This is a genomic window from Ureibacillus suwonensis (assembly GCF_042655065.1).
Classification (GTDB): domain Bacteria; phylum Bacillota; class Bacilli; order Bacillales_A; family Planococcaceae; genus Ureibacillus; species Ureibacillus suwonensis.
In genome coordinates this window covers 1-25282 of sequence record NZ_JBHSNQ010000009.1, presented here as the reverse complement: position 1 = coordinate 25282, position 25282 = coordinate 1, and the positions used below count along the sequence as shown (strand labels likewise).

Here is a 25282-nt window from a genome sequence, read left to right as displayed (position 1 = left end):
CAAAAGACATTACAAAAAATAGCAGCAGGATGGCGATGGGATACATAACTCCTTTTTCATTTTTTATATTGGACAAATAACGTTCTCTCCTTCTCTATTCCATTCAAAAACCTGACTTTCACTGTCAACAGGTTGTCCGAGATGACAAACTCGGCATTTTGAATTCCAATGAGCAACGGCACATATCCCTGCCCGTTTACTTGCAGCCGGATGACATCTGAAATCTTGTTAATTTTGAGGGTTTTCGATGGTGATTCGACTATGTATAAAGAATTTGCCATCCAATAAACATCCTCGATATCAATCAAATATTGTTGAAAATCCTGTATAAAAATTTCCCATTTTATCTGTTCGTCCGCAAGAAAGGTATCGTTCCATTGTTGTATCAATAAATATATGGCCAATATGAGCTGGGCGAGCAGGGTGAAAGTCAGCAGATGAAAAAGCGCCTCAATCAGTGTAAAGCCGTTTCTATTGTTTCGTACTCTCCATTGGCATCGATGCATTTCAATCGTTCCTTATCCAGATTGGTGAAATGAACACAAATCGTATCTTTTTGGAAAGTCCAACGAAATTCCACATGATCAATCCATTTTGTCCCTTCACTAATCCCGGTTGTCTTTGCAATACGCACTCCCTCATAAGCCACTTCGGAAGCGTGCAATTCCAGGGTCTTATTGTAAAGGGAATGTTGGAGCTGATATACAAAAGGAAGAAAACCCATCAAAACAAAGAGGATGCTGATGACAAACAGCGATTCAATCAGGGAGGCCCCTTTTTCATTCCACATAACGGATTCTTCCTTTATCGATGTTGATGATGATGCTTTTTTCTCCGTACGGGGTCTGAAAAGTGATCGTCCCGAAGTTTTTTACCCCGCCCCTTGTATTGATGGATAGAGTGGACAAATTGCTGAAATCATTAATCGAAATCATATCCGGAATTTTTCTCTCGATGAGGACGTCATTCATTTGATGATATATCCGGTAACTGTTCGAGGATGAAAAAGAAACATAACAGCCCTTCTCATTTTCGAGCGCCCACATTTGAGCCATTTGGATGTCCAGTTTCAATTGGTGGAAGAACTGTTCCACAATCATTTTTTCCGTCATTTTGACCGGGATTGTCACACCGATCATGCCAATCAATGACACAATCATCAACACTAACAGCATTTCCAGCAAAGTAAAGCCTTTCTCATCTTTCATTCCCATTCTTCCCCGTCAATTTTTGGCCACATTAACCGTTCCGTCCGATTGAATTTCAATATCCATTCCATTTGGACATTTCTCCATCCCTTCTTTCAAATATTCTTTTTCTACCAAATCGTCCAATGTGGGAATGGTTTTGTGTTCCATTCGGTAAGATTCCACCTGGCCCTGCACCATCTGCACGTACGCCTTGCAACCTTTGTCATCAATCGTATTCATGTGTTTCATGATGTTTGGAACAGTGATCAAAATCAGGATGGAAATGATAAACAGCACGATCAGCATCTCGATCAATGTGAAACCTTTCTGATTTTTCATTCCAGCACCCCTTTCACATGATTTCCACCAGGTCGTATACCGGAAGCAGCATGCTGATATAAGCCGCAACAATGCAAAGGGCGATCAGTATGAAGAAAAGCGGCTGAATGGTTGCCATGCAAGTTTTGAGCATCGATTGGATTTTCCCATCAAGCAATTCGCTGAAAATGAGCATTTCACGTCCCAGGTGGCCGCTTCTTTCACCATGCTTTATAAATTCATCAAACTTGGGTGTAAACAATCCGAGGATTTTCACCGCTTCCCCCAATGAATCGCCGAAAATAACCCTATGTTTCAATAATGCGGCGACATAAGACACATGCCGGCTCATTTCTTGTTCTTCCAGGATCGACAATGCATGTTGAAGAGAAATACCGGATAACAATAAACTTCCAAGCAAATGGGAAAATTGTCTTGTCAAATGCAATTTATAAACATAATTGACAACAGGGATTTTAAGCAGCATGTTCAACTGCTCTGCAATATCACGTTTACGTATATAGTGAATCATGCCAATTGTTGACACCACGCCGACAACTGTGGCCGCAATCAGAAAATCCGGAAAATGAAGCAATACCATGGCCAATTTTAAGCTGGCAATCCCCGCTGAATTGGTGGACGTTGCAATTTGTTGCATATTCGGCAAAAAATAGTTCCGAAATATAACAAAAACGATTGCCAATATCGTTATCAAAAAAACCGGATATGCCAACAGCTTGGCCACTTTTCTTGCCATCTCCCGCTGAAATTCCATTTGTCCGCTGATGTGGTGCAACGATTCCGCCAACTCCCCTTTCTCTTCCGCAATATTTGTTAATAGCAGAAAATGTTTGGGGATGGGAAAATATTTCAATATATCCGAAACCCGTGAACCACTGTTGAATTGTTGCTGCATCATGCCATTCCATTTTTCCGGATCATCCACGTGATACGGAAGCAGCATGAACAAAGCATCCGAAAAGGTGTACCCTTCTTTCATTAATGTCCCAATCCGTTTTAAAAGGGATGGAACGTTGCGCACTTTGTCCTTCCTGTTTTTGAAAAAAGGGAAATCGACACTTTTACCTATTTGATGTAGCATGGTGTTCTCCTGAATCAATCCACGTAATTTGATACTCCAGCGTTTGTTCAACAGGCAATCGGTACTCCTTTCCCTCCATGGCGGCTTTAATCGCTTCATTTAAAAAATCACCGGCCAAAATTTCATATATGGCTTTTCGGCCATCGCTATCTTGAGTTGGTATTAAACATTGCGCAATAATCGCTATCACGGCTTGCCGAATTTCTTCCAAAGAAACATTCAAATCCCGTAGCCGGTAGATGCAATTCACCGTATCTTTTGCATGGATGGTGGACAACACCAAATGACCCGACAATGAGGCGCGGACGGCAATTTGAGCGGTCTCTTCATCCCTGATTTCACCTATCAGGATCACATCGGGGGAATGCCGCAGAATCGCTTTCAATCCGCTGGCATAGGTAATTCCCGCCCGTTCATTCACCTGAATTTGAAGCATATGGGACTGGCTGTTTTCCACCGGATCTTCCAGCGAAATCACATGCCTGCCCAATGTTTCGCTGCAATATTTGGCCAAAGAATACAGAGTGGTCGTTTTGCCGGTTCCGGTCGCCCCGCAAAACAAAATCAGCCCTTGATGATTTGAAACCAATCGTAATAAGTTTTCTGCTGAATGGCGAAAATAACATAAAGAAGAAATGGGATATGAGGCATTTTGAAGAAATAATCGAATCACGAGGCTTTCTCTTTTATAAACGGAAGGCAATGTGGATACCCGAAAGGCATACAAATGGTCACTCAACGATTCTTCAAAGGACCCGCTTTGGGGTTTTCTTTTTTCACTGATATCCAAAGAAGATTTGAATTTGAAATAGGAGATGATTCGTTCACCTAAATGGATGGGGTAATGGCCTGCAGGGAACAGCTTTCCATATTTCCGAAAATGAATGATGTATTGGTTTGGAGCCGGTTCAATATAAATGTCGCTGGCTCCAAAATGCAAAGCCTTCAACAAAAGCTGGTTGGATTTTGTCTCAACGACAGACTCTACATCCAAACAGATCACCTGCTTCCCGCACCTAAATTGTGACCGCTGTTTTTAATATAGTATAAAATGAAGACTCCATTCCGAAAAGTCTTTTTCAGAAAATTTTTATTTCAGACCAATTTCCTGCTGAAATCTTTGTTTTCGAAAAGTTTTTGACAAATTTTATTACAAATTTTGAATATTTTCCTACTCTTCCTCATTGGACATGCATTTTCACTATCATTTCATTAAAAATAAAGATACAATTGTAGTAGCATAATATTACTAAAGGTGGGATAACAGAATGTTGCATCCATTAAAAATTGCGAGTACTTTGGCAGATGAAACTCGTTTCCAAATATATGAATACATGTTGCAACAAAAAAGATCTTTTACCGTTCAAGATATTGCAGATAAATTCAACATCCACCCGAACGTGGCAAGATTGCATTTAACAAAACTCGCGGAAATCAACCTGATCACCGCTGATTTTCTAAAATCAGGGAAAGGCGGAAGACCCGGCCGTATTTACAAAGTGTCTGAACAAGGAGTCGACTTGAGTTTTCCAAAACGGGAAGACAAACATTTGATCAAATGGGCGATTGAACTTGTTTATGAATTTGGCCAAGAAGGGTTGGAAAAAGCGAAGAAAATCAGTTATGAAGATGGATACAGCGAAATGCGGTCCCGTCTTGTAAAAATGAATTCGCCAATCAATTTTGAAGACAGAGTGGAAATGTTGTCCGAAGCGGCTTTACTTGTCGGGTACATTCCGAAAATCGTGGATACTGAAAAAGGAAAAAAAGTCATTTTGACAATCTACAATTGCCCTTTCAGAAGCCAGCTCACAGAACATAGCGATATTATATGCGATCTTCATAAATCCTATATTAAAGGGCAAATCGATGCGTTATTTGAAGAAAACAGTTTTGTTCAATTTGAAAGCATGATTCATGATTGCGAGTTTTGCAAGTATGAAATCAATGTGCCAAATATAGCGTTGTAAAATTTTACACTTGATTGTCACAAATCTATTGAAGTATTCAGTTTACAATATTGTCAATTATCATTTATAATAAACATTGAAATATTGTGTCGCTACAAAAAGGAGGGAATCGACATGGCTAATATGTATAAAGTTTTAGCATTCTGGACAGGTATTTTCGCCGTAATGTTCTACCTTGGCGATATGGTCGAGGTTTCGCTATTATTTGTTGGTAATTCGGTATTATTCTTATTATTAGGCTTCTTAAACCTTTCAGAACGCATGTACATGTACATTTTCGGAGCATATTTGACAATATTCTTTGCTGGTTTCACTTATTACACGACATTTATACACGTACCTGGTGCGGGACATTAATAATGGACAGCAAAAAAGCATCGGAGATATCCGATGCTTTTTTATTTTGCCCAAATTAAAATCCATGCAGAAACGGATTTGAATCCATCTCATGGGCAGGTGTTGTATAAGGGCCATGGCCTGGATAAATAATAAAGTCATCAGGCAGCACAAGCAATTTCTCATGAATGGATGAAAGCAACACTTCCATGGAACCGCCGAGGAGATCCGTCCGGCCGATGCTTCCTTGAAACAGTGTGTCGCCCACAATGGCAAATCCATCTTCCTTAAAAATATAGGAAATGCTTCCTGGTGAATGGCCAGGGGTAAATACGGCTGAAAACCTCATGCCGGCCACTTCAAACGATTGTTCTTTGTCGATGATTACATCAGCCGGTTGCAAACGATAGGTTGGCAATGCCGCATATTTTCCGGACCCGTTTTTATTTGGATCCATCAACCAATCCTCTTCTTCTTTATGGATGTATACAGGGATATTGAAAGCTTCCCTTACTTCATCCACAGCGCCAATATGGTCAAAATGGGCGTGAGTCAAAAAGACCGCCTTTGGTCGCAACTGTTGGGCTTGTATGGCCGAAATGATTCTATCCCCCTCTTCACCGGGATCAAAAATGATGCAATCTTTCGCTTCATTGCTCACGATGTAGCAATTCGCCTGCACAGGTCCGACAGTCAATATTTTCACATCCAACAATTTCATCACCTCTAGCGTATTATACAATGGTTTGGAAAAAATGAACATTCCGAAACCATTTGAATTCCATTGATGAAATAATTTATGTTGTTCAAATAAACGTCACTTTTTAACCTCGACATTTTATGACCGTTGCTATAAAATAGAGTAGGAATATTCTTTTACCGACATACTCTGTGGATGTCGAAAGGAGTGTAATATTTTAATGAACTTATTAATGGTTTTATTTGGTTTAATTGCAATTCTTTCATTAGTTGCTGCATTCCGCGCAATCAAAGCGAAAAATGTACTCGCTATCATTTTTGGACTTGCTTCTGGTATAGTTTTTGGTTGGTTTGTAATCATGACTATCGTTCACCAAGGCTATCCACCAGCAATATAATGAAAGTATAAAAAACGAGGTACATAAAGTATCTCGTTTTTTATTTGGCCAAAATAAAAAAGGGATAACCTGGAATGTACCAAGCTATCCCTTTTTATTATTTCACAGCATCTGATAATAAATTTCCTGTTTCTTCATCATAGAATCTTAACAAGTCGCCATTGATAATCTTGTCAGAATACTCAAGTTCTTTCTGTGCCCGCTCAATATATGGCTTACAACCTTGAATATCCGTTTCTTCCCCTGTTGCACGATCGAAACATGTTTCATCCGCATATACGTATTTATCTGTTACAAATCGGCCGTCACGGAAGATGACAAAGTCTTCATGTTCGTCAGAGAACAAATCGGCGCCCAATTGCATGTCGTTTGAAGTATCGATGCCCAACAAGTGTAAAATGGTTGGTCTTAAGTCCATTTGGCCTCCGACTTTATCGATGACTTTTCCATCCCCTGATCCAGGAATATGGATAAACAACGGAACAGATTGCAATAAAGCCGTATCATATGGCGTAATTTCATCTTTGCCCAAATACATGGCCATCGCTTTATTATGGTTTTCTGAAATACCATAGTGGTCGCCATACATGACAATGATGGAATTGTCGTACAGACCTTTTTCTTTCAATTCTTCAAAGAAAGATTTCAATGCTTCATCCATGTAACGAACTGTTTGGAAATAACGGTTCAATGTACCTGAATTTGAATTGTATTCAGGAATCATTTTATCTTCTTCATCCAAAGTGAATGGGAAGTGGTTTGTTAAAGTAATCATCCGTGTATAGAATGGCTGTGGTTGTTCAGCCAATAATTCCACAGATTGTTCAAAGAACGGAATATCTTTTAATCCCCAGTTCACTGAGTTTTCATCGTTGACATCATAGTAAGTAATATCATAGAATTTTTGCATTTTCAATGATTGGTACATCATGTCACGGTTCCAGAAGGATTTGTTGTTGGCGTGCATGACGCTAGTGTAATAACCATTTTTCCCGAGTTTTTCAGACATGGAGTTGAATGTGTTTCCGCTGTGTGTAAAGAATACGGCACCGCGGTCCAACCCGAACAATGAGTTTTCCAAAATGAACTCGGCATCACTCGTTTTTCCCAGCCCTGTTTGATGATAGAAATTGCTGAAATAATACGTATCTTTATCGTGAATCAAAGAATTCAAGAACGGTGTCACTTCATAACCATTCATGTCATTTTGCAACACAAAGTTTTGCAATGATTCAAGCTGGATCACAATCAAATTTCGACCTTTGTATTTGCCAAACATATCTTCGTTCACAGCAGCCTGGTTGGCTTGAACATAGTTGTCCACTTCCACCAATTCGCTTCCATCGGCAAGAGCGCGTTGAGCGGAAGATTTGGATTGAATATAAATATCATACAAATGGTAATTATAAGTTCCGATGTTTTTCACAAGCAATTCACGGTCGAAGCTTCGAGTCAATAGTTGCGGACGCTCTGTTTCGGCAAGTCCCAAATTTAAAAACAGCACTGCCAAAGCCAAAACGAAATAAGCTCGACGGACATTTTTACGCACACTATAAGAACTTCCGAGTTTCGGTATATATTTCACGGCAATCAGGATAATAAATACGTCGATGAAATATAACAAATCCTTCAAGTTAAGGATTTCAGCAACGGATGTTCCCAATTCCCCAAAGTTGCTTGTTTGGAATAGCACCGGCAACGTGATGAAATCGTTGAAGAATCGATAAAAGGCAACGTTTCCGAATAACACAATGCTTAACAGGATGCTTGTGCCGATAATCCATCGATTCCGGGCTTTTTCCGTTTTGAAAAATAAAGATAATCCGTAAGCAAATAATAAAAAGCTGAGTGGATTTATAAATAAAATGAATTTTTGCATTCCATTTTCCAAATCAAATTCAAAGCTGGTTCGATAAACGATTGCAGTTTTAATCCAAGTCGCTAAAATGGCAATGATTAAAATTGAATGTTTCGGCCATTTCCATGACTTCATGTTATATCCCCCTTTTGATGGTTTAAAGAACCCCAGAACAAAATTTACATAATCTTCATATATTCCAATTTAAACAAATAATATCTTAATCCTTTTTTTACTATTAATCAATGAAAAGCAATACCTAAAATTAAAGAATATGTGTTATGAAAATTATATATTACCTTCCTTCCGCTTTTATCCATAAATATTTACGTATTTTTTACAAAAAGGTTCCCAAAAAGAAAACACAGTGGATTTTCCACTGCCACATTGGAAGAACGACTTAACAAGTCTAAGTCTTTTAACCATAATAGTCAATCATGATTTTCTTCTATTTTTAGCAATTCTTAATATTTCACGTTCATTTTTCTCTCTTCTTCCAATTTAATTTCATTTCGGATGATCAATAAGGCGGATTGGTATTCCTTTACATCCAAAATTTGCGACTTATATAACTCACGAATCTCATCTTCCATCATCATCAGGTCGCCAATACGATCCCCTGTATAAATGAACGATCCATATTGTCTCAACAAATTCCGAATATCAAGGATTGTCTTCATTTTGCTCCCTCCGATTGTGTTCGCAATTTATAACCGATTTTTCAGTAATGATTATATCGACCGGTATATCATGTGATTCCTTTGGCAATTCGTCAACAATCTGCAAATGAAAGGCCAGTGAGATAAAACGCCCGCTACATTTTGGCAAATAGCGGTCATAATAACCCCCTCCATATCCGATTCGATACCCTTTTGCATCGAATACGATTCCCGGAACAATCATCAAATCGATTTCTTCGGGAGAGACGTAAACCGTCTGGGAAGGGATCGGCTCCTCCAAATCCATATAAACCGTTTCCAGTTGGCTGAAACTTGTAATTTCATAAAAATCCATCGTGCGGCTTTCCGGATTGCATTTCGGTACAGCCACCCGCTTTTCCAAACGCCATAATTCTTCAATAATCTTGCGGGTTTCGACTTCAGGCGGCTTTGAAATCGTAATCGCAACCGTTCCGCATTGCTTGAGGAAGGGTTCGTTCATCAATCGTTCTTTAATCATCGATGAATATTTATGATAAGTTTCATTGGACAATTCGCTCAAAGCCGATTTTATCGTTTTTCGCCATTCTTTTTTGTTCAAACATCATCAATCCTTTTCGTATACATAAAAAGCCAAAACCGTAAATGGTTTTGGCAAAAAAATTACTTCGTTTCACGGTGAAGAGTGACTTTCTTCTCGCGAGAGCAATATTTTTTAAGTTCAAGACGTTCTGGATTGTTGCGTTTATTTTTTGTTGTAATATAATTACGTTCTCCGCATTCTGTGCAAGCTAAAGTAATATTTACACGCATGATTAACCCTCCCACTCTATATCATGAATTGTAATATATGCAATGATTTATACGACTAAGTCATTATATCATAAATTGAAAAAAAATCTAGCATCATTTATTAATTAACAGCCTTATGTTAAAATAATTGAAAAACGGATTAGTTCGGAGGAACGACTGTGGAACTGTCAACAATACTGATCATCATTGGTATTATTTCTATTATTGCATCCTTTTTCCTAAAAGATACATCCAAAAAATTAGAACGGGATGTCGAAGAATTGTCGATTCAATTTTATCAAGAAATGAATGGAATCAAAAGAAGATTAAAGGCGGTTGAAGAAGAACTGCTGCTTGAACCTTCATTCCAAGTGAAGCCGGCAAAAAAACCTGTACCGGCGCAACAGCAAAATATACAAAAGCAAACGTCGAATAAACCGATTAATCAAATTCTGGTGCAACAGGTGATCGAGCTGAATAAGCAAGGTTACCCAATTGAGGAAATATGCAAATTGTCCACATTATCGAAAGAACAAGTACTTCACATTCTTAAATCTGGAGGTCAATCATGAAACGGTCGACTTTGCGCGGGTTCGGCATTGCTTGCATTTTGATCGGCATCCTTTATACCGGAATGGACCGTTTGCACCCGGCCGAATCCACATCAGGCGAAATGGAACAATATGAGGAAAAAATCGCCCAGCTGGAGTCGCAATTAAAAGAAGCGAAACAGCAACTGAAACAATATGAAAAGCAAACCTCTTCCAATGAAACAAACGAATCAGGCGGTAAGGATCAAACCCCTTCGCAAGAAAGTGCACCTGAAAATGAACAGAAAGATGTAAAAGAGGGGACTTTATACATATATGCCGGACAAACACCATATGAAATCGCAAAAAAATTGAAGGATATGGGCATTATCAAAAATGCCGTTGAGATGGAACTGTTTTTGGCCCAGCCGGAATACGCCCGTTCCATTCAGATCGGGCAATATCAAGTGAATTCGTCCATGTCCATTGAAGAAATCGCGAATTTGATCACCCGAAAATCGGATTCATGACGCATTAACCCTGAACAGATGAAGTTGAATCTGTTTGGGGTTTATTTTTGAAAAAATCACGGATGAATTCCGCAAACTGGATGACCGCTCCGCTCATATACCGATTATTCAAATAACTTAGGCCGATTTCCCTTTTGCAATCTTTTGCATCCACTTTGATAATATGTACATCATATTGGTCAAGCCCTTTGATCAGCGGAATCAAAGAAACCCCCAAACCGCTTTCAACCAATCCGGCGATGGTGTGCACTTCCTCCCCTTCGAAGGCCACATTCAATTGAAACCCTTCTCTCCGAAACACTTCATCCACATATTTGCGCAATGAATTCCCTTTTTTGATGGAAATGAACGGCTCTTCAGCAAATTCGGCAATTTTCACCTTTTTTCGCGATTTTAGGGGATGCTGTTTGGGCACAATCAGATACAACTCTTCCTCCCATAATTTTTCCCAATGAACGTCTTTGCTCGTTTCCAGAGAAGAAACCAGACAAAGATCCAGCTCCCCCATCTCCAATCTTTTCATGATGGCGCTCGAATTGCTTTGGGTCAACTGAAAACGCATATGAGGGAATTGCTTCTTCGCTTTTGTCATCAAAGAAGGGATCACTTCTAGCCCCAATGTATGCATAAAGCCTAAAGAGACCTCTCCATAATTCGGTGAAACAAGATTCGCCAAGTCTTCCTTCGCCCGCTCGATTTCTTTTAAAATAATGTTGGTCCGTTCAAGGAAAAACTTCCCGTAACGGTTTAATTTAATGGAACGCCCATTTCGGTCGAATAATTCCACCCCTAAATATTCTTCCAACATGGAAATCGATTTGCTTAAAGCGGGCTGGCTGACATGCAATATTTCAGCTGCCCGGGACATATTTTCGTACTTTGCCACGGTTTGAAAATAAATGAGTGAATGAATATCCAATGCTCCAATCCCCTTATAACTTTTTTTCATACTTCCTAGTAAAAATATAGCATGAAAATGAAAAAAGCGCCCACGAAAAATCGTGGACGCTGTGCATTCCTCAACAATATAAAAATGAATCAAAGCGCCAAAAATAAATCAACCAAAGTCAAATCATTTTCCCATTCTGCAGTGACTCGTTATCTCCCAATTCATCAAAACCCTTCCTCTGCAATCTTTTTAAGGATTCATCTCTAAGTCCGTTATGCTTTTTCCAAAATCCGGCGCTTAGGATTTTCCATCCTTTTCATAGTCCCTACCTTTTTTTGCTTTCCTATGAGGAATGAAACGCTAGCTTTTTAATCATTCACGAAAGAATGGATCATCCCTTTCACGGTACCTTGAAATTCATCCAAACTTTCTTATAACCAAAAGTTATAAAAAAGATAAAAACTATAAAATTACGATTTGAGGAAATCCCCTTTATAATGAACATAAAAACGTTTGTTCAAATAAATGTCAAAATTTAAAGAGGCGAAGAACCATGTATATTCAAAAAGGAACCCGGGAGTTTCGATTGGCGAATCTGGCATTATTTGCGGCTGGATTTATCATTTTTGCCAACCTTTATATTACCCAACCCGTCTTTCCTCAATTTTCCGAGGAATTTCATGTTTCACCGGCTGTGGCGAGCCTTTCCTTATCCACTGCCACTGTTGCCCTGTCCATCAGCCTGATCTTTTTTGGTTCCTTATCGGAAGCCTGGGGGCGCAAACGGCTGATGACCTTTTCCATCTTTGCGGCATCACTGCTTACAATCGCGCTTGCTTTCTCCCCTTCCTTTGAAATCCTACTATTATTAAGGATCATTCAAGGCATTGTGTTTGCAGGGATTCCTGCCATCGCCATGGCCTATTTGGGGGAGGAAATGGATCCTTCCAGTCTCGGTGTTGCCATGGGGCTATATATCAGCGGAAATTCCGTAGGCGGCCTGAGTGGACGGATCATTATGGGAACGGTGACCGATTTGTTTTCTTGGAAAATTGGCATGCTTTCTTTGGGCATTTTAAGTTTATTGGTCAGCATCTATTTCGTATGGGCATTGCCGGCATCAAGGCATTTTGAACCCAAACCGTTGCAATTGAAATCTTTAACGAAATCATTATTCACTCATTTAAAAGATCCGGGCCTGCTTTGCCTTTTTGGCATCGCCTTCACCTTGATGGGCGGTTTCGTCACATTATACAACTATATCAGTTATAAACTGTTAGGCGAACCGTACAATTTGAGCACAACCATCGTCGGCTGGATTTTTATCGTCTATTTGGTGGGCACCTTCAGCTCCGCCTGGTTTGGCAGTTTATCCGATCAATTCGGCCGCGGAAAAGTGCTTTTTGCCGGCATCCTCATCATGCTGTCAGGTGCCCTATTAACATTACCGGTTCCATTACTCATAAAAATTTTGGGACTCATTGTTTTTACATTCGGCTTTTTCGGTTCCCATTCCATAGCCAGTTCCTGGGTCAGCCATCGGGCGAAGAAAAATAAAGCCCAAGCCTCCTCCCTTTACTTGTTCGCCTATTATTTCGGTTCAAGCGTGGGCGGTACAACCGGGGGCGTTTTCTGGTCGTTATTCGGATGGAATGGCGTCATCGCATTTATCAGTGCGTTTATCACCCTTTCTCTGCTGCTAGCTGTTATACTTAACTTAACAAGTCGCAGATCCAACAATGAACAGTGAAAGCGGGGGCAGCTTATGGAAATTTACGATATTGAAGTGACAACAGCAGGAGGAGAAACGTATCCTTTAAGTCGTTACAAAGGGCAGGTCATGTTAATCGTCAACACAGCAACCCATTGCGGCTTTACTCCTCAATTTGAAGAGTTGGAAAAACTTTATCAAAAATATAAGGACCGGGGATTTGTCGTTTTAGGTTTTCCTTCCAATCAATTCAAGCAGGAACTATCATCGGCAAAAGATGCGGAGGAGGCTTGCCGCCTGAATTACGGTGTCACTTTCCCCATCCATGAAATCGTTAAGGTCAATGGGGAAAATGCCCACCCACTGTTTCAATTTTTGACAAGCCAAAGCAAAGGGGTTTTAGGTTCCAAAGTGAAATGGAATTTTACAAAATTTTTGGTGGATCGGAACGGAAACGTTGTTGCCCGATTTGCGCCGATCGATAAACCTTCCAAGTTCGAAAAGGAAATTGAAAAATATTTATAAATAAGAAAGGGACGCCATCTGAATGCGTCCCCTTTTTTCATATCATACACCCGCCAAGAAAGCTTCCATCAATTTTGTTCCCTCAGGTGTCCCTATCGACTCGGGATGGAATTGCACCCCGTAAACCGGATACTGTTTATGTTGGATGGCCATGATTTCCCCGTCGTCTTTTGATGTGGCAACAACCTCAAACTCTTCACTCAATGACGATGGTTCAATCACCAATGAATGATAACGCATCACTTCCACCTCGTTATCAAACTCTTTGAACAAACCTTTACGTTCATAATTTAATAAGGAAGTTTTTCCATGCATGATCCGATTGGCCTGCACAATTTCCCCGCCAAATGCGGCCCCGATGATTTGGTGGCCCAAACATACGCCAATCATCGGAATATCCTTGTAAAGTTCTTTCACAAGCTGCACGCTTTGGGGAATCTCATCCGGATTTCCCGGGCCCGGTGATAATACAATCGCTTCAGGATGTAAAGAACGGATTTCCTCAATGGTGATGTCATCATAGCGGACGACTTTGACCGCTTTTCCCAAAGCGGCAATTTGCTGATATAAGTTGTATGTGAATGAATCATAATGATCGATTAATAAAATCATCGCTCTACCTCCAACAACGCCTTCATTTTATTGATCGTTTCCTCATATTCAGACTCAGGAATGGAATCATACACAATGCCTGCTCCAGCTTGAACGTAGGCTTTGCCGTCTTTCACAATCATCGTGCGGATGGCAATGGCCAAGTCCAGATTGCCGTTTATGGAAATATATCCAATCGCTCCTGCATAAATCCCCCGTTTCTGTTGCTCCAGCTCATTGATGATTTGCATGGCCCGGATTTTTGGGGCGCCGGAAACCGTTCCTGCAGGCAAACAGCTCGTCACCACATCCACCACATGAACATCATCCCTTAATTCGCCAATCACTTCTGAAACGATATGCATCACATACTTATACCGTTCAATTTTCATATATTTCGAAACTTGCACAGTGCCTATTTTGGATACACGGCCGAGATCGTTTCTTCCTAAATCCACAAGCATCCGGTGTTCTGCCAATTCTTTTTCATCGTTCAACAGGATTTGTTCAAGTCTTTCATCTTCTTCCTTCGTTTTTCCTCGAGGTTTCGTTCCAGCGATTGGATTGGTTTTGATGATGCCATCCGTAATTTTCACTAAGCTTTCAGGAGAAGTTCCAAGAATCGTATAGTCATCAAATTCCAAATAATACATATAAGGCGAAGGATTGGAAGTGCGCAAACGGCGATATAGAGAAAATGGATTTCCCTCAAAATTGGACGTAAACCGTTGGGATGGTACAACTTGGAAAATATCGCCCCGTTCAATATATTTTTTGGCCTGATTCACCATTTTTACGAAGGTCTCTTTATCGATGGATGGCTGAAACTGAATTTCGCATTTTTCAACATCCATCAAACTAGGACCATTTTTCAGCTGTTCTTCAATGTCGCTGATGTATCCATTCAACTCTTCTTCCGTTTTGCCTTCAGAAAAAAGATCAATGGCCACGATAGCGACTTTTTGCAGTAAATGATCGATCACAATAAAACGATCATAGAAGAGCAGATGCACATCCGGCATATTTAGTTCATCCGGCAATACATCACCGATCTTTTCATTATAAAAAGCCGTGTCGTAACTAATGTATCCGATTGCGCCGCCAAAAAAGGAAAAAGGAAATGGTTCCTTTGAAACCGGGAGTAATTCTCTTAATTTTTGGAAGACGGTGCCTTCCACCTTCTCTTCCTCCCCATTTTTCTTAAACAAATAATGTTGGTTATCACCGATCAGTTCCGCAATCGGATCAAAGGCGATAAAGGAATATCTTCCGCTTTCTTCATGTTTGGCGGCTGATTCAAACAACACTTTATTTCTGCCCTTTATGCTGAGAAAAGCAGAAATTGGGGTAACCATATCCCCTTGCAAAGTTTTCATTACATAATTGACTGTCTCCACTGTCATCTCAACTTTCTCCTCTCGACTCATCTATACTTAAAATAATAAAGGCTTCCCGACGTTAAAGGACGGGAAGCCGTGGTACCACCTTTATTGACATAAGAGACCTTATGTCCACTCATGTTGGTAACGCCAACGACACGCCAGCACCTACTGAAGGTTCAGCACTGGAGCTAGAAAACCCATTCGTATTACGGCTTGCGCTAGCTCGCACCAACCGCTAGCTCTCTTTTAGCAAATCCGTAATACTACTCTTTTTCATCATTGCTTCTCTATTATGTTGAAAATATTTTATTATAAATTTTTTGATTATTCAATAAAACTCTTTTGAAAAATTATCGTTCACTATATTATTTGCACATAACTTCAGTGATTCAAAGGCCGATTCACCTTTAACCGAAACGGCCGGAGATATAATCTTGCGTACGCTGGTCTTTTGGTGTTGAAAATATTTGTTCCGTACGGCCATATTCCACCACTTCCCCATTTAAGAAAAAGGCGGTTTTGTCGGAAATGCGGGCCGCTTGTTGCATATTATGGGTCACAATGATGATGGAATAATTCTTCTTTAATTCCAGTATCAGTTGCTCGATTTTTAATGTGGAAATCGGGTCGAGAGCAGATGTCGGCTCATCCATCAAAATCACATCCGGTTCGATCGCCAGGCATCTCGCAATACATAGACGCTGCTGCTGCCCACCGGATAATCCATAAGCGTTGTGGTGAAGCCGATCTTTTACTTCCTCCCAAATCGCTGCTTTGCGCAACGACTTTTCCACAATCTCATCCAGTATTTTTTTGTTTTTTATTCCATGGATTCTTGGACCGTATGCAATGTTATCGTAAATGGATTTCGGGAAAGGATTTGGCTTTTGAAAGACCATCCCGACTTTTGTGCGCAGTTCTTCCACTTCAAACCCTTCATCAAAAATATTGCGCCCCCGATAAAATATTTCACCACCCGTTTTCACTGCCGGAACAAGCTCCACCATGCGGTTCAATGATTTAATAAAGGTGGATTTCCCGCAGCCGGACGGACCGATGATGGCCGTCACTTCATTTTCATTGATGGCCAAATTGATTTCTTTTAACGCATGATGTTTGCCGTACCATAGATTAAAATGGTTCGTACGGAATACCGAAATCCGCTCGATGGAATGTAAATTTTGACGCTCACCCGGATTCTCCATTATTCCGATACCGCCAGTCTTCTTTTCCATTTTGATTACCGTTTGCACCATATTTTCCCACATCCTCAATATCGTTTTTGGAATTTATTTCGGATATACACCGCAATTGAATTCATCAAGATGAGGACCATCATCAAAACGATGATTCCTGCGGCGGCCACATGCTGAAACTCTTCTTGGGGGCGCTTTGCCCAATCGTAAATTTGCAACGGCAAAGCGGTAAATTCACTCAATAAGCTGTCTGGCAAGAAATGTACAATTACCGGGATTCCAATGACGACCAATGGAGCTGTTTCCCCGATAGCACGGGATAACGCCAAAATGCTTCCCGTCAGAATTCCGGGGATGGCAGCCGGCAGCACCACACGGCTGATGGTCTGCCATTTCGTCGCCCCCATCGCATAAGAAGCTTCCCGCTGCTCATTCGGAACGGCCCGGATCGCTTCCTGTGCAGCAACGATAATGATGGGCAGAATCAATAAACTCATCGTTAATCCTGCTGCCAGGACACTTTTTCCTAAACCGAACATCCGTACAAAAATCGTTAAACCCAATAAACCGAAAACAATGGAAGGTACACCAGCCAAGTTGGAAATATTGGTACGAATCAAATCATTTAATTTATTTTTCTTCGCATATTCTTCCAGATAAATTGCTGTAGCCACTCCGAGAATAATGGAAGTTGGAGCCACAACGAGCATCAACAAGATCGAACCGATGAAGGCAGCTTTTACTCCCGCTTTTTCAGGGAAACGGGAAGCATACTGATTAAAGAAATCCCAATCGAAGTATCCGATTCCTTGGAAAACTATTCTTCCTACTAATACGACAAGGATGAATAAGGCAAACATCGTCGCAAGGAAAAAAATCCTTTTCCAAACTTTATTCCATTTCAAACGGGTTTGTATACGCTTCATTACGATTGTCTCATCGGTATATTTCACCATGTCAATATTCCTCCCTGAAGCGTTTCGAAATATAGTGGGCGACCAGATTCATCATTAATGTGAAAATAAATAAGGTAAATCCAACCGCATACATCGAATAATAGATCGTTGTTCCAAAACCGGCATCCCCTGAAGAAACTTGCACGATATAGGCCGTCATGGTCTGGATGGAACCGGTGATGTTAAAATCGAAAGTCGGTGTAGCACCCCCTGCAAGGGAGACAATCATGGTTTCGCCGATTGCCCTGGATATTCCCAATACGATGGATGCCATAATACCGGATAACGCTGCAGGCAGGACGACTTTTAATGAGACTTCGAGCTTTGTCGCCCCAAGTGCAAGTGCTCCTTCCCGAATGCCATTGGGCACGGAACTCATGGCATCTTCTGACAAAGAAATGATGCTCGGCAATATCATAATCCCCACCACAATCCCCGGACTGAGCGCATTGAATAACTTCAACGACGGAATGATGGTCTGCAATACCGGCGTGACAAAGGTTAATGCAAAGAAACCATAGACGATGGTTGGAACCCCTGCCAGCACTTCCAAAATCGGTTTTATGATCCGACGGGTCCGGTCCGTCGCATATTCAGTTAAATAAATGGCGACCGCCAATCCAAGGGGGACTGCCACAGCAATTGCGATGATAGTGACTTTTAACGTTCCCAAAACGAGCGGCAAAACACCGAAAGTTGGGTTGCTTCCGGAAAATGGGTACCATTCCGTACCGGATAAATACTCAACGATGGAAACCCTTTTGAAAAATTCTATCGTTTCAAAGATCAATGTGAATACAATTCCCAATGTGGTGATCACTGAAATGAGTGCCGCCATGATAAAGAATAAAGGCATCCCTTTTTCAATGATGTTTTTGAACGTTCTTTTTTGGTTCTTCGCTATCAATTGTTGGATTGATTGTCCGTTTCCTGACCTTTGCACCATTCATCCCCCCTTTTTGTTTGCGCAGGAAAAGTGCGGGATTCCTTCCACCCGAAACATTCCAAAGAATCATTTTAATTCTTCCAACCTTTTTAGCCCTTCTTCGTATTTCTCATCCGGCAATCGAACATAACCGACCGCTTCTGCCATATCCCCCGCGTTTTCCAATGAAAATTTCATAAAATCAAAGAAAGCTTTATTTTCTTTGACTTTCCCATCATTGACAAAAACATATAATGAACGCGAAAGCGGAATGTATTCCCCATTTTCGATGGTTTCGTTGGTTGGTTCCACACCATTGACACTAACGGCTTTTAGTTTGTCTTTATTTTCCAGGTAGTAAGCATAGCCAAAAAATCCAATCGCATTTTTATCAGAAACAACGCCTTGAACAATCACATTGTCGTCTTCCGATAATTGTGCTGAGCGGACCAAATCTTCTCCATCCAAAATGATTTCATCAAAGTAGTCAAAGGTGCCTGAGTCTGTTCCCGGCGCATAGTATACGATTTCTTCATCCGGCCATGATGGATCGATATCTGACCACTTTTTCTTAGTTCCGTCTTCAATCCAAATTTTTTTCAATTGATCGATCGTCAAATCAGTGGCCCAGTCGTTCTCCGAATTCACGACAACTGTAATCCCGTCATAAGCAATCTCAAATTTCGTATATTCAATGCCCGCATCCTTCAAAGCCGCCGCTTCTTCCTCTTTAATATCCCGTGACGCGTTCGAAAAATCCGTTTCACCGGCAATGAATTTTTCAAAACCTCCGCCGGTTCCTGATACACCGACAGAGACTTGTACATTCGGTTGCACAGCAGCATATTCTTCCACCAGCGCTTCTGTAATCGGGGCGACTGTCGATGATCCATCCCCCATCACGGAACCTGTGATTTGTCCTTCTCCGTTTTCCTTTTGTTGTGCCGAATTGCCTGAGTTTTCAGCTTCTTCATTGGAAGTCCCTGCACAAGCTCCCAATAATAGAGCCGAACCTAAAACGGCCGTCAATGATACGTATTTCCATTTTTTCATCCTCGATCTCCCCCATCTTTCATCCAGTTTTCCTTACATTTCCCACTTTATCGTCCGTTTATTGAAAGGATATAAACCCAATGTTAAGAAATTGTAAATTTCGAAACTTTAATAAAAGAATAAAGCGGTAGGAATCCGGGGAAACATGGCAAATAAAAAAACCGCAGCAATCGTGCTGCGGCCAATTATTCATTGACAACTTTTTCTTCTGTATCTTCATCAATTTTTTCGTCCGTTGTTGGAGGTAATATTTCTTTGTTGACTGTTTGATCAGTGATTTTGTTACTTTCATATTTATATTTTAATTCGAAATACTTATCCAATATTTCACGGGCAATTTGGTTATTGTAGGATGTATAAGTATCGCCTGTCGTCACCCATGGAATCACTACGGCATAAGCAACTTCCGGATTTTCATAAGGCGCAAAGCCAACATGGGTCAACGTTATTGTACGAGTTCTCCATTTTTCCCGCAAAGGTCCATAGTAAACAACCTCCGCTGTACCTGTTTTCCCCGCTGCTGTATAAGGAGCATTGGCAAATGCAGTGCGGGCTGTCCCTTGATTGCCGACATATACTCTGCGTAGCCCTTGTTTCACATAATTGACTTCATCTTCGGGATTTGAAATCCGGTTCAAGATTTTCGGTTGAACTTCTTCAACAAGGGGACCCAACGTTTTTCCATCTTCAGATGGCTCCCGGACTTCTTTCAATAGTCTTGGCTGTACCCGATATCCGCCATTGGCAATCGTTGAAATATATTGGGCCAATTGCAAAGGCGTATACGTATCAAACTGTCCGATTGCCAAGTCCAATATTTTACCTGGCGTATCCATCTCTCCTTGGAATCCTGCGAATTCATTTGGCAAATCGATTCCTGTTCTAACGCCAAGACCAAATTCGGCATAGCCGTTTCTCATTCTTTGCAAAGTATCGTCTCTTAATGATTTCAACGACATATTATACCGGTAATTAAGTCCGCCGATTTTCATGGCAACTTGGAACATATAGGAGTTTGAAGAACGTTCCAATGCTGTCAAATCATTCATTGGAATACTTCCCGATCTGTTAAAGATGGAACTTTTGGGATCTGTTCCGGCAAGTTTGATCGGTTGGTCGATTAATCTCGTACCCGGTTTAACGACCCCTTCTTTATACCCCATCAATAAAGTGGCTGCTTTTACAGTCGACCCCACTTCATAAGCCGTTGTAAATGTGCCGTAGGAATAATCTGCTACATATGTTTTTCCTGTATCAGGGTCCTTCTCAATTTTTTTGCCGACCATTGCAAGGATTTCACCGGTCTTCGGATTCATCATGACATAGAAAGCGCGATCTAAAAGGGAAGAGCCGCCTTTCGATTTCGCTTCAAGCAATTTTTGTTCCACAATTTTTTCCGCTGCTGCCTGCAATTCAATATCGATGGTTGTGACTAAATCCTTTCCTGGTTCACCATCGAAGGTTGTAACCGTATCAATCACTTCGCCTTTTCTGTTCGTAATATTTTTCACGACAGATTTTCGGCCTTGCAGCAATTCTTCATATTGGGATTCAAAATAACTTTCCCCTACCCGGTCATTACGGGAATAATCACGGGCCAAATAATGATATAATTGGGATTTCGGAATCCCTTTGCTTGGAACTGTTGTTCTGCCCAAAACCGCCAACGAGCTCAATTTAACCCTTTTCCAATCGGTTGTCGTATTGACTCCCGGCAATTCGAATAACCGTTCAGAAACGCGGGCAAATTCTTCATCGGATACATTTTCGCTTTTGATAATCTGTGGCGATAAATTATATCCTGAAGACATTTCACGGTAAATCGCCAACACTTCCAAATCAAAATCGGAAAGCTCCGCCAATTCTTCGTCCGTGATACGGTCTCTCACCAGCTGATCTATTTCAGCTTGCGCTTCTTTATCGTCCTCAAATTTTTCCCTTATTTTCTTTTCTTCCTCTTTGGATACTTTCTTATAGGCTTTTTCTTTATTTTTCATAATCCAGAAATCTTTTTTGTCGCGAAGGGTTACCCGATTGGTCGGTTGGTCGATCAACTTCGCCAATTTCTCAGCCACTTCAATCATTTCTTCTTGTTTGGTGTTTGGAAATTTTGTATATGTAATGGCATTTTGGGGCTCATTATCGACCAGAATTCTTCCGTACCGATCGTAAATTCTTCCACGGGGTGAACTCGTATTAACCGATACTTCCTCCGTTCTTTGCACTTCCAGAACGTATTCTTCCCCTTTAACAATTTGCAAATAACCTAAACGCAATATTAAAATCGAGAACAAAATAAAAATCGAAATAAACAGAACGTTCATTCGAAATGAAAGGCTCGTACGAGAATCTCCTTTGTTGTTTGATTTCTTTAACAGCTTCCGCATCGGCACCCTCCTTTTCAACGAAGCTCATCCATGCTCTTTAGTATAGCACTTTACCTTTTGATTAAAAAGAAAATTCCTTCAGCATTTGTGACGGTTCCTATTTTTTAAAGGTTTCATTTCAAACAAAAAGAGAGGAGTTTTTCTCCTCTCCGCATAAACCCTTTGGCTTATTTTATTAATTGATCCACATTCTCAATTGGCATCGGTTTATAGAAATAAAAACCTTGGGCTGTCGGACATTCCATTTTATGTATTAATTGGAGTTGTTCCCTTGTTTCTATTCCTTCAGCTACTGTATGCAGCCCCATATTTTTTGCCATTTGGATGATTGACTGGACAATGATTCTTCCTTTATCATCATGCACTTTATTCACAAAGTTCCGGGCAATTTTAATTTCGGAAATGGGAAGATTCATCAAATAGCTTAATGATGAAAACCCGACTCCGAAATCATCGACAGAATTTTCAAAACCAAACTTCTGCAAACTTTGCAATATCGAGTTTGCCCGTTCAATATCAACCAAACAAATGCTTTCTGTAATTTCCAGTTTCAAATATTTCGGGTCAATACCATATAGATTTGTCAACCCGATTAAATCTTCAACAAATGTCGGTGTGTAAAAATGGGAAGGTGAAATATTGACCGCCACTTGATATAAACGCTGATTTCTCTCTTTTCTCTTTCTGAGCCATTGAAGAACTTGTTCAATGATAAGGGAATCGAGCTCTTTGATTTGCCCAAGAGATTCCGCCACTTCAATAAATACGGTGGGTGAAACAACCCCCAACAGTTTGGAATGCCATCTGGCAAGCGCTTCGAAGCCTTCCACTTCACCGGTTCCAATTTTCACTTTTGGCTGCAAATGCACAGCGATTTCCCTATTTTGAATTGCCCGAATCAACTCGTTTTGAAGTTCCATTGTTTTTTCAATTTCGATTCCAAACTCTTCTTTGTAAGATACAATGGTATTGCCGGGGGATTTTTTGGCCACATTCAAGGCAATATCCGCAAAATGCACCAATTCATGGATATTCCCTGTGAAATAACTTAATGAGACCACGCCAATATTGAAAGAGATAAATAACTCCATTTGATTAATAATAAATGATTGGTTCTTTATTTCTGACAATTTTTTTGTATAATGCTCAATTTTATCCTCATGGCAAATTCCGAAAACAATTAAAGATGCTTCGGAAGTTTTGGAAATGATGATTTCGATATCGGATAATTCGCTGCGTATCCTCTTTTCGATTTCCTTTTGCAATAAAGAGAGCTGGGCATTCTTTAAAAAATGGATGATTTGAAGGTAATTTGTCGGCTGTATCAACAACACAAAGCCCGTTGTATTCTTCCCGATTTTCTTCTGCAATTGATTTAAGAAAAATTCGTAGTCGGTTAATCCGGAAATTGGATCTATGTATTCCAGTTGATTTGGAATCTTATGATTCTTTTCATGAAAGATCATTACATCAAATATGTGGTTTCCTTCATCATCAAAAAACGGTTGACGCAATACATCAATCAACAAAGCACTTCCATCTTTCCTCCGGCACAACACTTCCCTTTTACTGTTCCAATCCGTGGAGCCAAACTGTAAAATAGATTCAAAGGTTTGATTTTTCACATCATCTGTTATGTATCCTGTTAATTCCGTAAATATGTTATTGGCATATAAAATACGATGATTAACAGTATCTAAAACGAGGAAGGCCGTTTGGAACTGTTCGCCGATTCTGCAAAGCCAAAAAAATAAATTCTCTTTTTCCAATTTCGTTTCTAGCACTCGATGTCCCCCTTCCAATTACACCTCCACCTATATATTATAGAAAAATATGAAAAAAAAGCTACTTTTTAGTAAGTGATTTTTCTTCAAATAAAAGAAAAAGCGGAACAAAACTTTGAAAAATAACAAAAATAAATTACAAAAGCAGATTAGATGATAATATTTTATAAAAAAACTACAAAAAATTTTTTTATTATTTTTCCCAAAAAATTCATTTTTTATTGAAAATCAATGGCATTTTTGTGAACCTTCGCTTATTAAAAATTAGAAAAAATAAATTACCATCCATATTTGGATGATAATTTGTTTTCATGATATACCATGGCTATTAAATCATGATTCATATATAACATTATTCAAAAAAATTATAATTGAATAATTTTTGGGTCTTTCCCTTTTGAATTCATTATTTTTATTTGTGAAGGGACGATTTTTAATACCACCATGTTCGGATCATCCGGTCCATCAAACCAAAATCTTAACACTTTATTCCAAACTTTCTCCTTCATTCCTTCATCGGAAGACACTTCCACCCTGCCTTCAATTTCCAAGTAGGAATCTCCAAATCCTTTGCCGTCATAACCGATTAAAATGTGGGTATAAGGATTTTTTGAAAGTTCCTCCACTTTATGCGTGTCTTTTTTGGTAACTGTGTACAATGTAAAATTATCATTATAAAACGCCATATACCGGGAATGGGGCTTATCTCCCTCGATGGTCGCCATTGTCCCCACCAGATTATCATTCAATATTTTTTCTGCGATTTCTCGATCTGTTTTTGGCATAACAACCACTCCATCCGTTTTTTTATTTTTTAGTATTTCAAAAAATGATTGTTTTATGTGAATGTCATACAACTGGCAGCCAACTTTTTAAAAATTGTTCCGTTTTTGATCTGCCTAATTGGATCAAATGTTCCTTCGCTTCTTCATCCAAGTCGAATTGGGTTGCATGGACGTGCTCCACCGGAATGAATATGATGTTCTTTTCGTGTCTTCTGGAAATGTAGCGGTTATCGTGGGCGTTCATCATGGCTTTAAACAATGCCTCAAATAAATTCAATCCGTTATTTATCTTTTGGGGAGGAATTTCCGCGGCTGGACTGCTGAGCTTCAGCCCCAATAAAGGACGGATCCTTTTCCCATTATCATAGATCCACAAAGGGAAATTGCTTAACACGCCTCCGTCGACAAAAACGGAATCCCCATTCCCATTGTTTAATCTTACAGGTTCAAAGAAAAATGGTATTCCGCAGCTCATTCTTAATGCCTTGGCGACCGAAAATTCTCTCCAATCTTTTCCATACAAATGCAGATCATCGGGAAGCACAATCATCCGACCATTTGTTAAATCTGATGCAACGACTTTCAACGTTGTGTTTCTGTTATTAAGTTCTTCCCTCCCCCTCAACTCCCCCAAACCCTTACCACCACTGGCTTCAAGGCTATTTTTCTTACATTTAATCTGTAATTAAGTTCTTCCCTGAATAGGGGTAAGATTT

28 protein-coding genes, 1 pseudogene and 1 other annotated feature are annotated in these 25282 nt (G+C 40.1%); of the genes and pseudogenes, 7 read left to right on the top strand and 22 right to left on the bottom strand.

Annotated elements, in window-relative coordinates; genetic code table 11:
• Positions 1-56: 56 nt before the first annotated feature.
• From comGF to comGA, 6 genes are read right to left on the bottom strand one after another with little or no spacing between them, the layout of a single operon-like run.
• Positions 57-506, bottom strand: coding sequence for a competence type IV pilus minor pilin ComGF (gene comGF, locus ACFPOH_RS00390; protein WP_342469561.1), 450 nt, complete (start codon positions 504-506; stop codon positions 57-59).
• Entirely contained in the window at positions 455-790 is a 336-nt protein-coding gene (locus ACFPOH_RS00385; protein ID WP_342469562.1) for a hypothetical protein, read from the bottom strand. The genes comGF and ACFPOH_RS00385 overlap by 52 nt, the downstream gene beginning before the upstream one ends.
• Positions 780-1208: a competence type IV pilus minor pilin ComGD gene (gene comGD, locus ACFPOH_RS00380; protein ID WP_342469563.1), complete on the bottom strand. Its 429-nt coding sequence runs from the start codon at positions 1206-1208 to the stop codon at positions 780-782. The genes ACFPOH_RS00385 and comGD overlap by 11 nt, the downstream gene beginning before the upstream one ends.
• A 15-nt stretch (positions 1209-1223) precedes the next feature.
• Positions 1224-1529, bottom strand: coding sequence for a competence type IV pilus major pilin ComGC (gene comGC, locus ACFPOH_RS00375; protein WP_342469564.1), 306 nt, complete (start codon positions 1527-1529; stop codon positions 1224-1226).
• A gap of 13 nt (positions 1530-1542) precedes the next feature.
• Complete coding sequence (gene comGB / locus ACFPOH_RS00370; RefSeq protein ID WP_342469565.1) at positions 1543-2610, bottom strand: competence type IV pilus assembly protein ComGB; 1068 nt, start codon at positions 2608-2610, stop codon at positions 1543-1545.
• Positions 2591-3610, bottom strand: coding sequence for a competence type IV pilus ATPase ComGA (gene comGA / locus ACFPOH_RS00365; protein ID WP_390308608.1), 1020 nt, complete (start codon positions 3608-3610; stop codon positions 2591-2593). The genes comGB and comGA overlap by 20 nt, the downstream gene beginning before the upstream one ends.
• 268 nt (positions 3611-3878) lie before the next feature.
• On the opposite strand from comGA, the gene ACFPOH_RS00360 reads away from it, so the two are divergent.
• On the top strand, positions 3879-4580 hold the full coding sequence (locus tag ACFPOH_RS00360; protein WP_342469567.1) for a helix-turn-helix transcriptional regulator: 702 nt from the start codon (positions 3879-3881) through the stop codon (positions 4578-4580).
• A 114-nt stretch (positions 4581-4694) separates the two neighbouring features.
• Entirely contained in the window at positions 4695-4937 is a 243-nt protein-coding gene (locus ACFPOH_RS00355; protein ID WP_342469568.1) for a DUF2626 family protein, read from the top strand.
• Between the two features lie 55 nt (positions 4938-4992).
• On the opposite strand, the gene ACFPOH_RS00350 is transcribed toward ACFPOH_RS00355, so the two are convergent.
• On the bottom strand, positions 4993-5637 hold the full coding sequence (locus ACFPOH_RS00350; protein ID WP_390308549.1) for an MBL fold metallo-hydrolase: 645 nt from the start codon (positions 5635-5637) through the stop codon (positions 4993-4995).
• 199 nt (positions 5638-5836) lie between these two features.
• On the opposite strand from ACFPOH_RS00350, the gene ACFPOH_RS00345 reads away from it, so the two are divergent.
• Positions 5837-6013 (top strand): DUF2759 domain-containing protein, encoded by a 177-nt coding sequence (locus tag ACFPOH_RS00345; RefSeq protein WP_342581321.1) that lies wholly within the window; start codon positions 5837-5839, stop codon positions 6011-6013.
• A 97-nt stretch (positions 6014-6110) separates the two neighbouring features.
• On the opposite strand, the gene ACFPOH_RS00340 is transcribed toward ACFPOH_RS00345, so the two are convergent.
• The 4 genes from ACFPOH_RS00340 to rpmG all read right to left on the bottom strand — a co-directional run bounded on the left by ACFPOH_RS00340 (position 6111) and on the right by rpmG (position 9343).
• Entirely contained in the window at positions 6111-8006 is a 1896-nt protein-coding gene (locus ACFPOH_RS00340) for an LTA synthase family protein (protein WP_390308548.1), read from the bottom strand.
• Between the two features lie 329 nt (positions 8007-8335).
• Positions 8336-8551 (bottom strand): YqgQ family protein, encoded by a 216-nt coding sequence (locus tag ACFPOH_RS00335; RefSeq protein ID WP_342581319.1) that lies wholly within the window; start codon positions 8549-8551, stop codon positions 8336-8338.
• Positions 8535-9131 carry a 5-formyltetrahydrofolate cyclo-ligase gene (locus ACFPOH_RS00330; RefSeq protein WP_342469572.1) on the bottom strand — a complete coding sequence of 199 codons (597 nt, stop codon included), beginning with the start codon at positions 9129-9131 and terminating at the stop codon, positions 8535-8537. The genes ACFPOH_RS00335 and ACFPOH_RS00330 overlap by 17 nt, the downstream gene beginning before the upstream one ends.
• Before the next feature lie 62 nt (positions 9132-9193).
• Complete coding sequence (rpmG, locus tag ACFPOH_RS00325) at positions 9194-9343, bottom strand: 50S ribosomal protein L33 (protein ID WP_208649926.1); 150 nt, start codon at positions 9341-9343, stop codon at positions 9194-9196.
• Between the two features lie 158 nt (positions 9344-9501).
• On the opposite strand from rpmG, the gene ACFPOH_RS00320 reads away from it, so the two are divergent.
• Positions 9502-9894: a hypothetical protein gene (locus ACFPOH_RS00320; RefSeq protein WP_342469573.1), complete on the top strand. Its 393-nt coding sequence runs from the start codon at positions 9502-9504 to the stop codon at positions 9892-9894.
• Positions 9891-10382 carry a hypothetical protein gene (locus ACFPOH_RS00315; RefSeq protein ID WP_342581318.1) on the top strand — a complete coding sequence of 164 codons (492 nt, stop codon included), beginning with the start codon at positions 9891-9893 and terminating at the stop codon, positions 10380-10382. Before ACFPOH_RS00320 ends, ACFPOH_RS00315 begins: the two co-directional genes overlap by 4 nt.
• Positions 10383-10386: 4 nt before the next feature.
• Here ACFPOH_RS00315 and ACFPOH_RS00310 read toward each other — a convergent pair whose 3' ends face one another.
• Entirely contained in the window at positions 10387-11331 is a 945-nt protein-coding gene (locus tag ACFPOH_RS00310; RefSeq protein ID WP_342469575.1) for a LysR family transcriptional regulator, read from the bottom strand.
• Positions 11332-11824: 493 nt separating this feature from the next.
• Between ACFPOH_RS00310 and ACFPOH_RS00305 the strand changes: the two genes are divergently transcribed.
• Together ACFPOH_RS00305 and ACFPOH_RS00300 are read left to right on the top strand one after the other, a co-directional pair.
• Positions 11825-13021, top strand: coding sequence for an MFS transporter (locus tag ACFPOH_RS00305; protein ID WP_342469576.1), 1197 nt, complete (start codon positions 11825-11827; stop codon positions 13019-13021).
• A gap of 15 nt (positions 13022-13036) precedes the next feature.
• The gene (locus ACFPOH_RS00300) at positions 13037-13507 is read left to right on the top strand and encodes a glutathione peroxidase (RefSeq protein WP_390308547.1); all 471 of its coding nucleotides are present in this window, start codon (positions 13037-13039) and stop codon (positions 13505-13507) included.
• Positions 13508-13549: 42 nt separating this feature from the next.
• On the opposite strand, the gene ACFPOH_RS00295 is transcribed toward ACFPOH_RS00300, so the two are convergent.
• From ACFPOH_RS00295 to ACFPOH_RS00250, 10 genes and pseudogenes are all read right to left on the bottom strand, one after another.
• Entirely contained in the window at positions 13550-14119 is a 570-nt protein-coding gene (locus tag ACFPOH_RS00295; RefSeq protein ID WP_342469578.1) for an anthranilate synthase component II, read from the bottom strand.
• A complete protein-coding gene (trpE, locus tag ACFPOH_RS00290; RefSeq protein WP_342581315.1) occupies positions 14116-15501 on the bottom strand; it encodes an anthranilate synthase component I in 1386 nt (461 codons plus the stop codon). Before trpE ends, ACFPOH_RS00295 begins: the two co-directional genes overlap by 4 nt.
• A gap of 55 nt (positions 15502-15556) precedes the next feature.
• Positions 15557-15769: a binding site (T-box leader), on the bottom strand.
• Positions 15770-15887: 118 nt separating this feature from the next.
• Complete coding sequence (pstB, locus tag ACFPOH_RS00285; protein WP_342471308.1) at positions 15888-16685, bottom strand: phosphate ABC transporter ATP-binding protein PstB; 798 nt, start codon at positions 16683-16685, stop codon at positions 15888-15890.
• A gap of 65 nt (positions 16686-16750) precedes the next feature.
• On the bottom strand, positions 16751-17632 hold the full coding sequence (gene pstA / locus ACFPOH_RS00280; protein ID WP_390308546.1) for a phosphate ABC transporter permease PstA: 882 nt from the start codon (positions 17630-17632) through the stop codon (positions 16751-16753).
• 1 nt (position 17633) lies between these two features.
• Entirely contained in the window at positions 17634-18578 is a 945-nt protein-coding gene (gene pstC, locus ACFPOH_RS00275) for a phosphate ABC transporter permease subunit PstC (RefSeq protein WP_342469581.1), read from the bottom strand.
• 66 nt (positions 18579-18644) lie between these two features.
• Positions 18645-19610, bottom strand: a complete 966-nt coding sequence (locus ACFPOH_RS00270; RefSeq protein ID WP_342581313.1) for a PstS family phosphate ABC transporter substrate-binding protein — start codon at positions 19608-19610, stop codon at positions 18645-18647.
• A gap of 185 nt (positions 19611-19795) precedes the next feature.
• Positions 19796-21997: a peptidoglycan D,D-transpeptidase FtsI family protein gene (locus tag ACFPOH_RS00265; protein WP_342469583.1), complete on the bottom strand. Its 2202-nt coding sequence runs from the start codon at positions 21995-21997 to the stop codon at positions 19796-19798.
• Between the two features lie 167 nt (positions 21998-22164).
• The gene (locus ACFPOH_RS00260; RefSeq protein ID WP_390308545.1) at positions 22165-23781 is read right to left on the bottom strand and encodes an EAL domain-containing protein; all 1617 of its coding nucleotides are present in this window, start codon (positions 23779-23781) and stop codon (positions 22165-22167) included.
• A 365-nt stretch (positions 23782-24146) separates the two neighbouring features.
• Positions 24147-24566 carry a pyridoxamine 5'-phosphate oxidase family protein gene (locus ACFPOH_RS00255; RefSeq protein WP_342469585.1) on the bottom strand — a complete coding sequence of 140 codons (420 nt, stop codon included), beginning with the start codon at positions 24564-24566 and terminating at the stop codon, positions 24147-24149.
• Between the two features lie 64 nt (positions 24567-24630).
• A pseudogene (locus tag ACFPOH_RS00250) lies at positions 24631-25155 on the bottom strand (patatin-like phospholipase family protein); the annotation flags it as partial.
• Between the last annotated feature and the right edge of the window lie 127 nt (positions 25156-25282).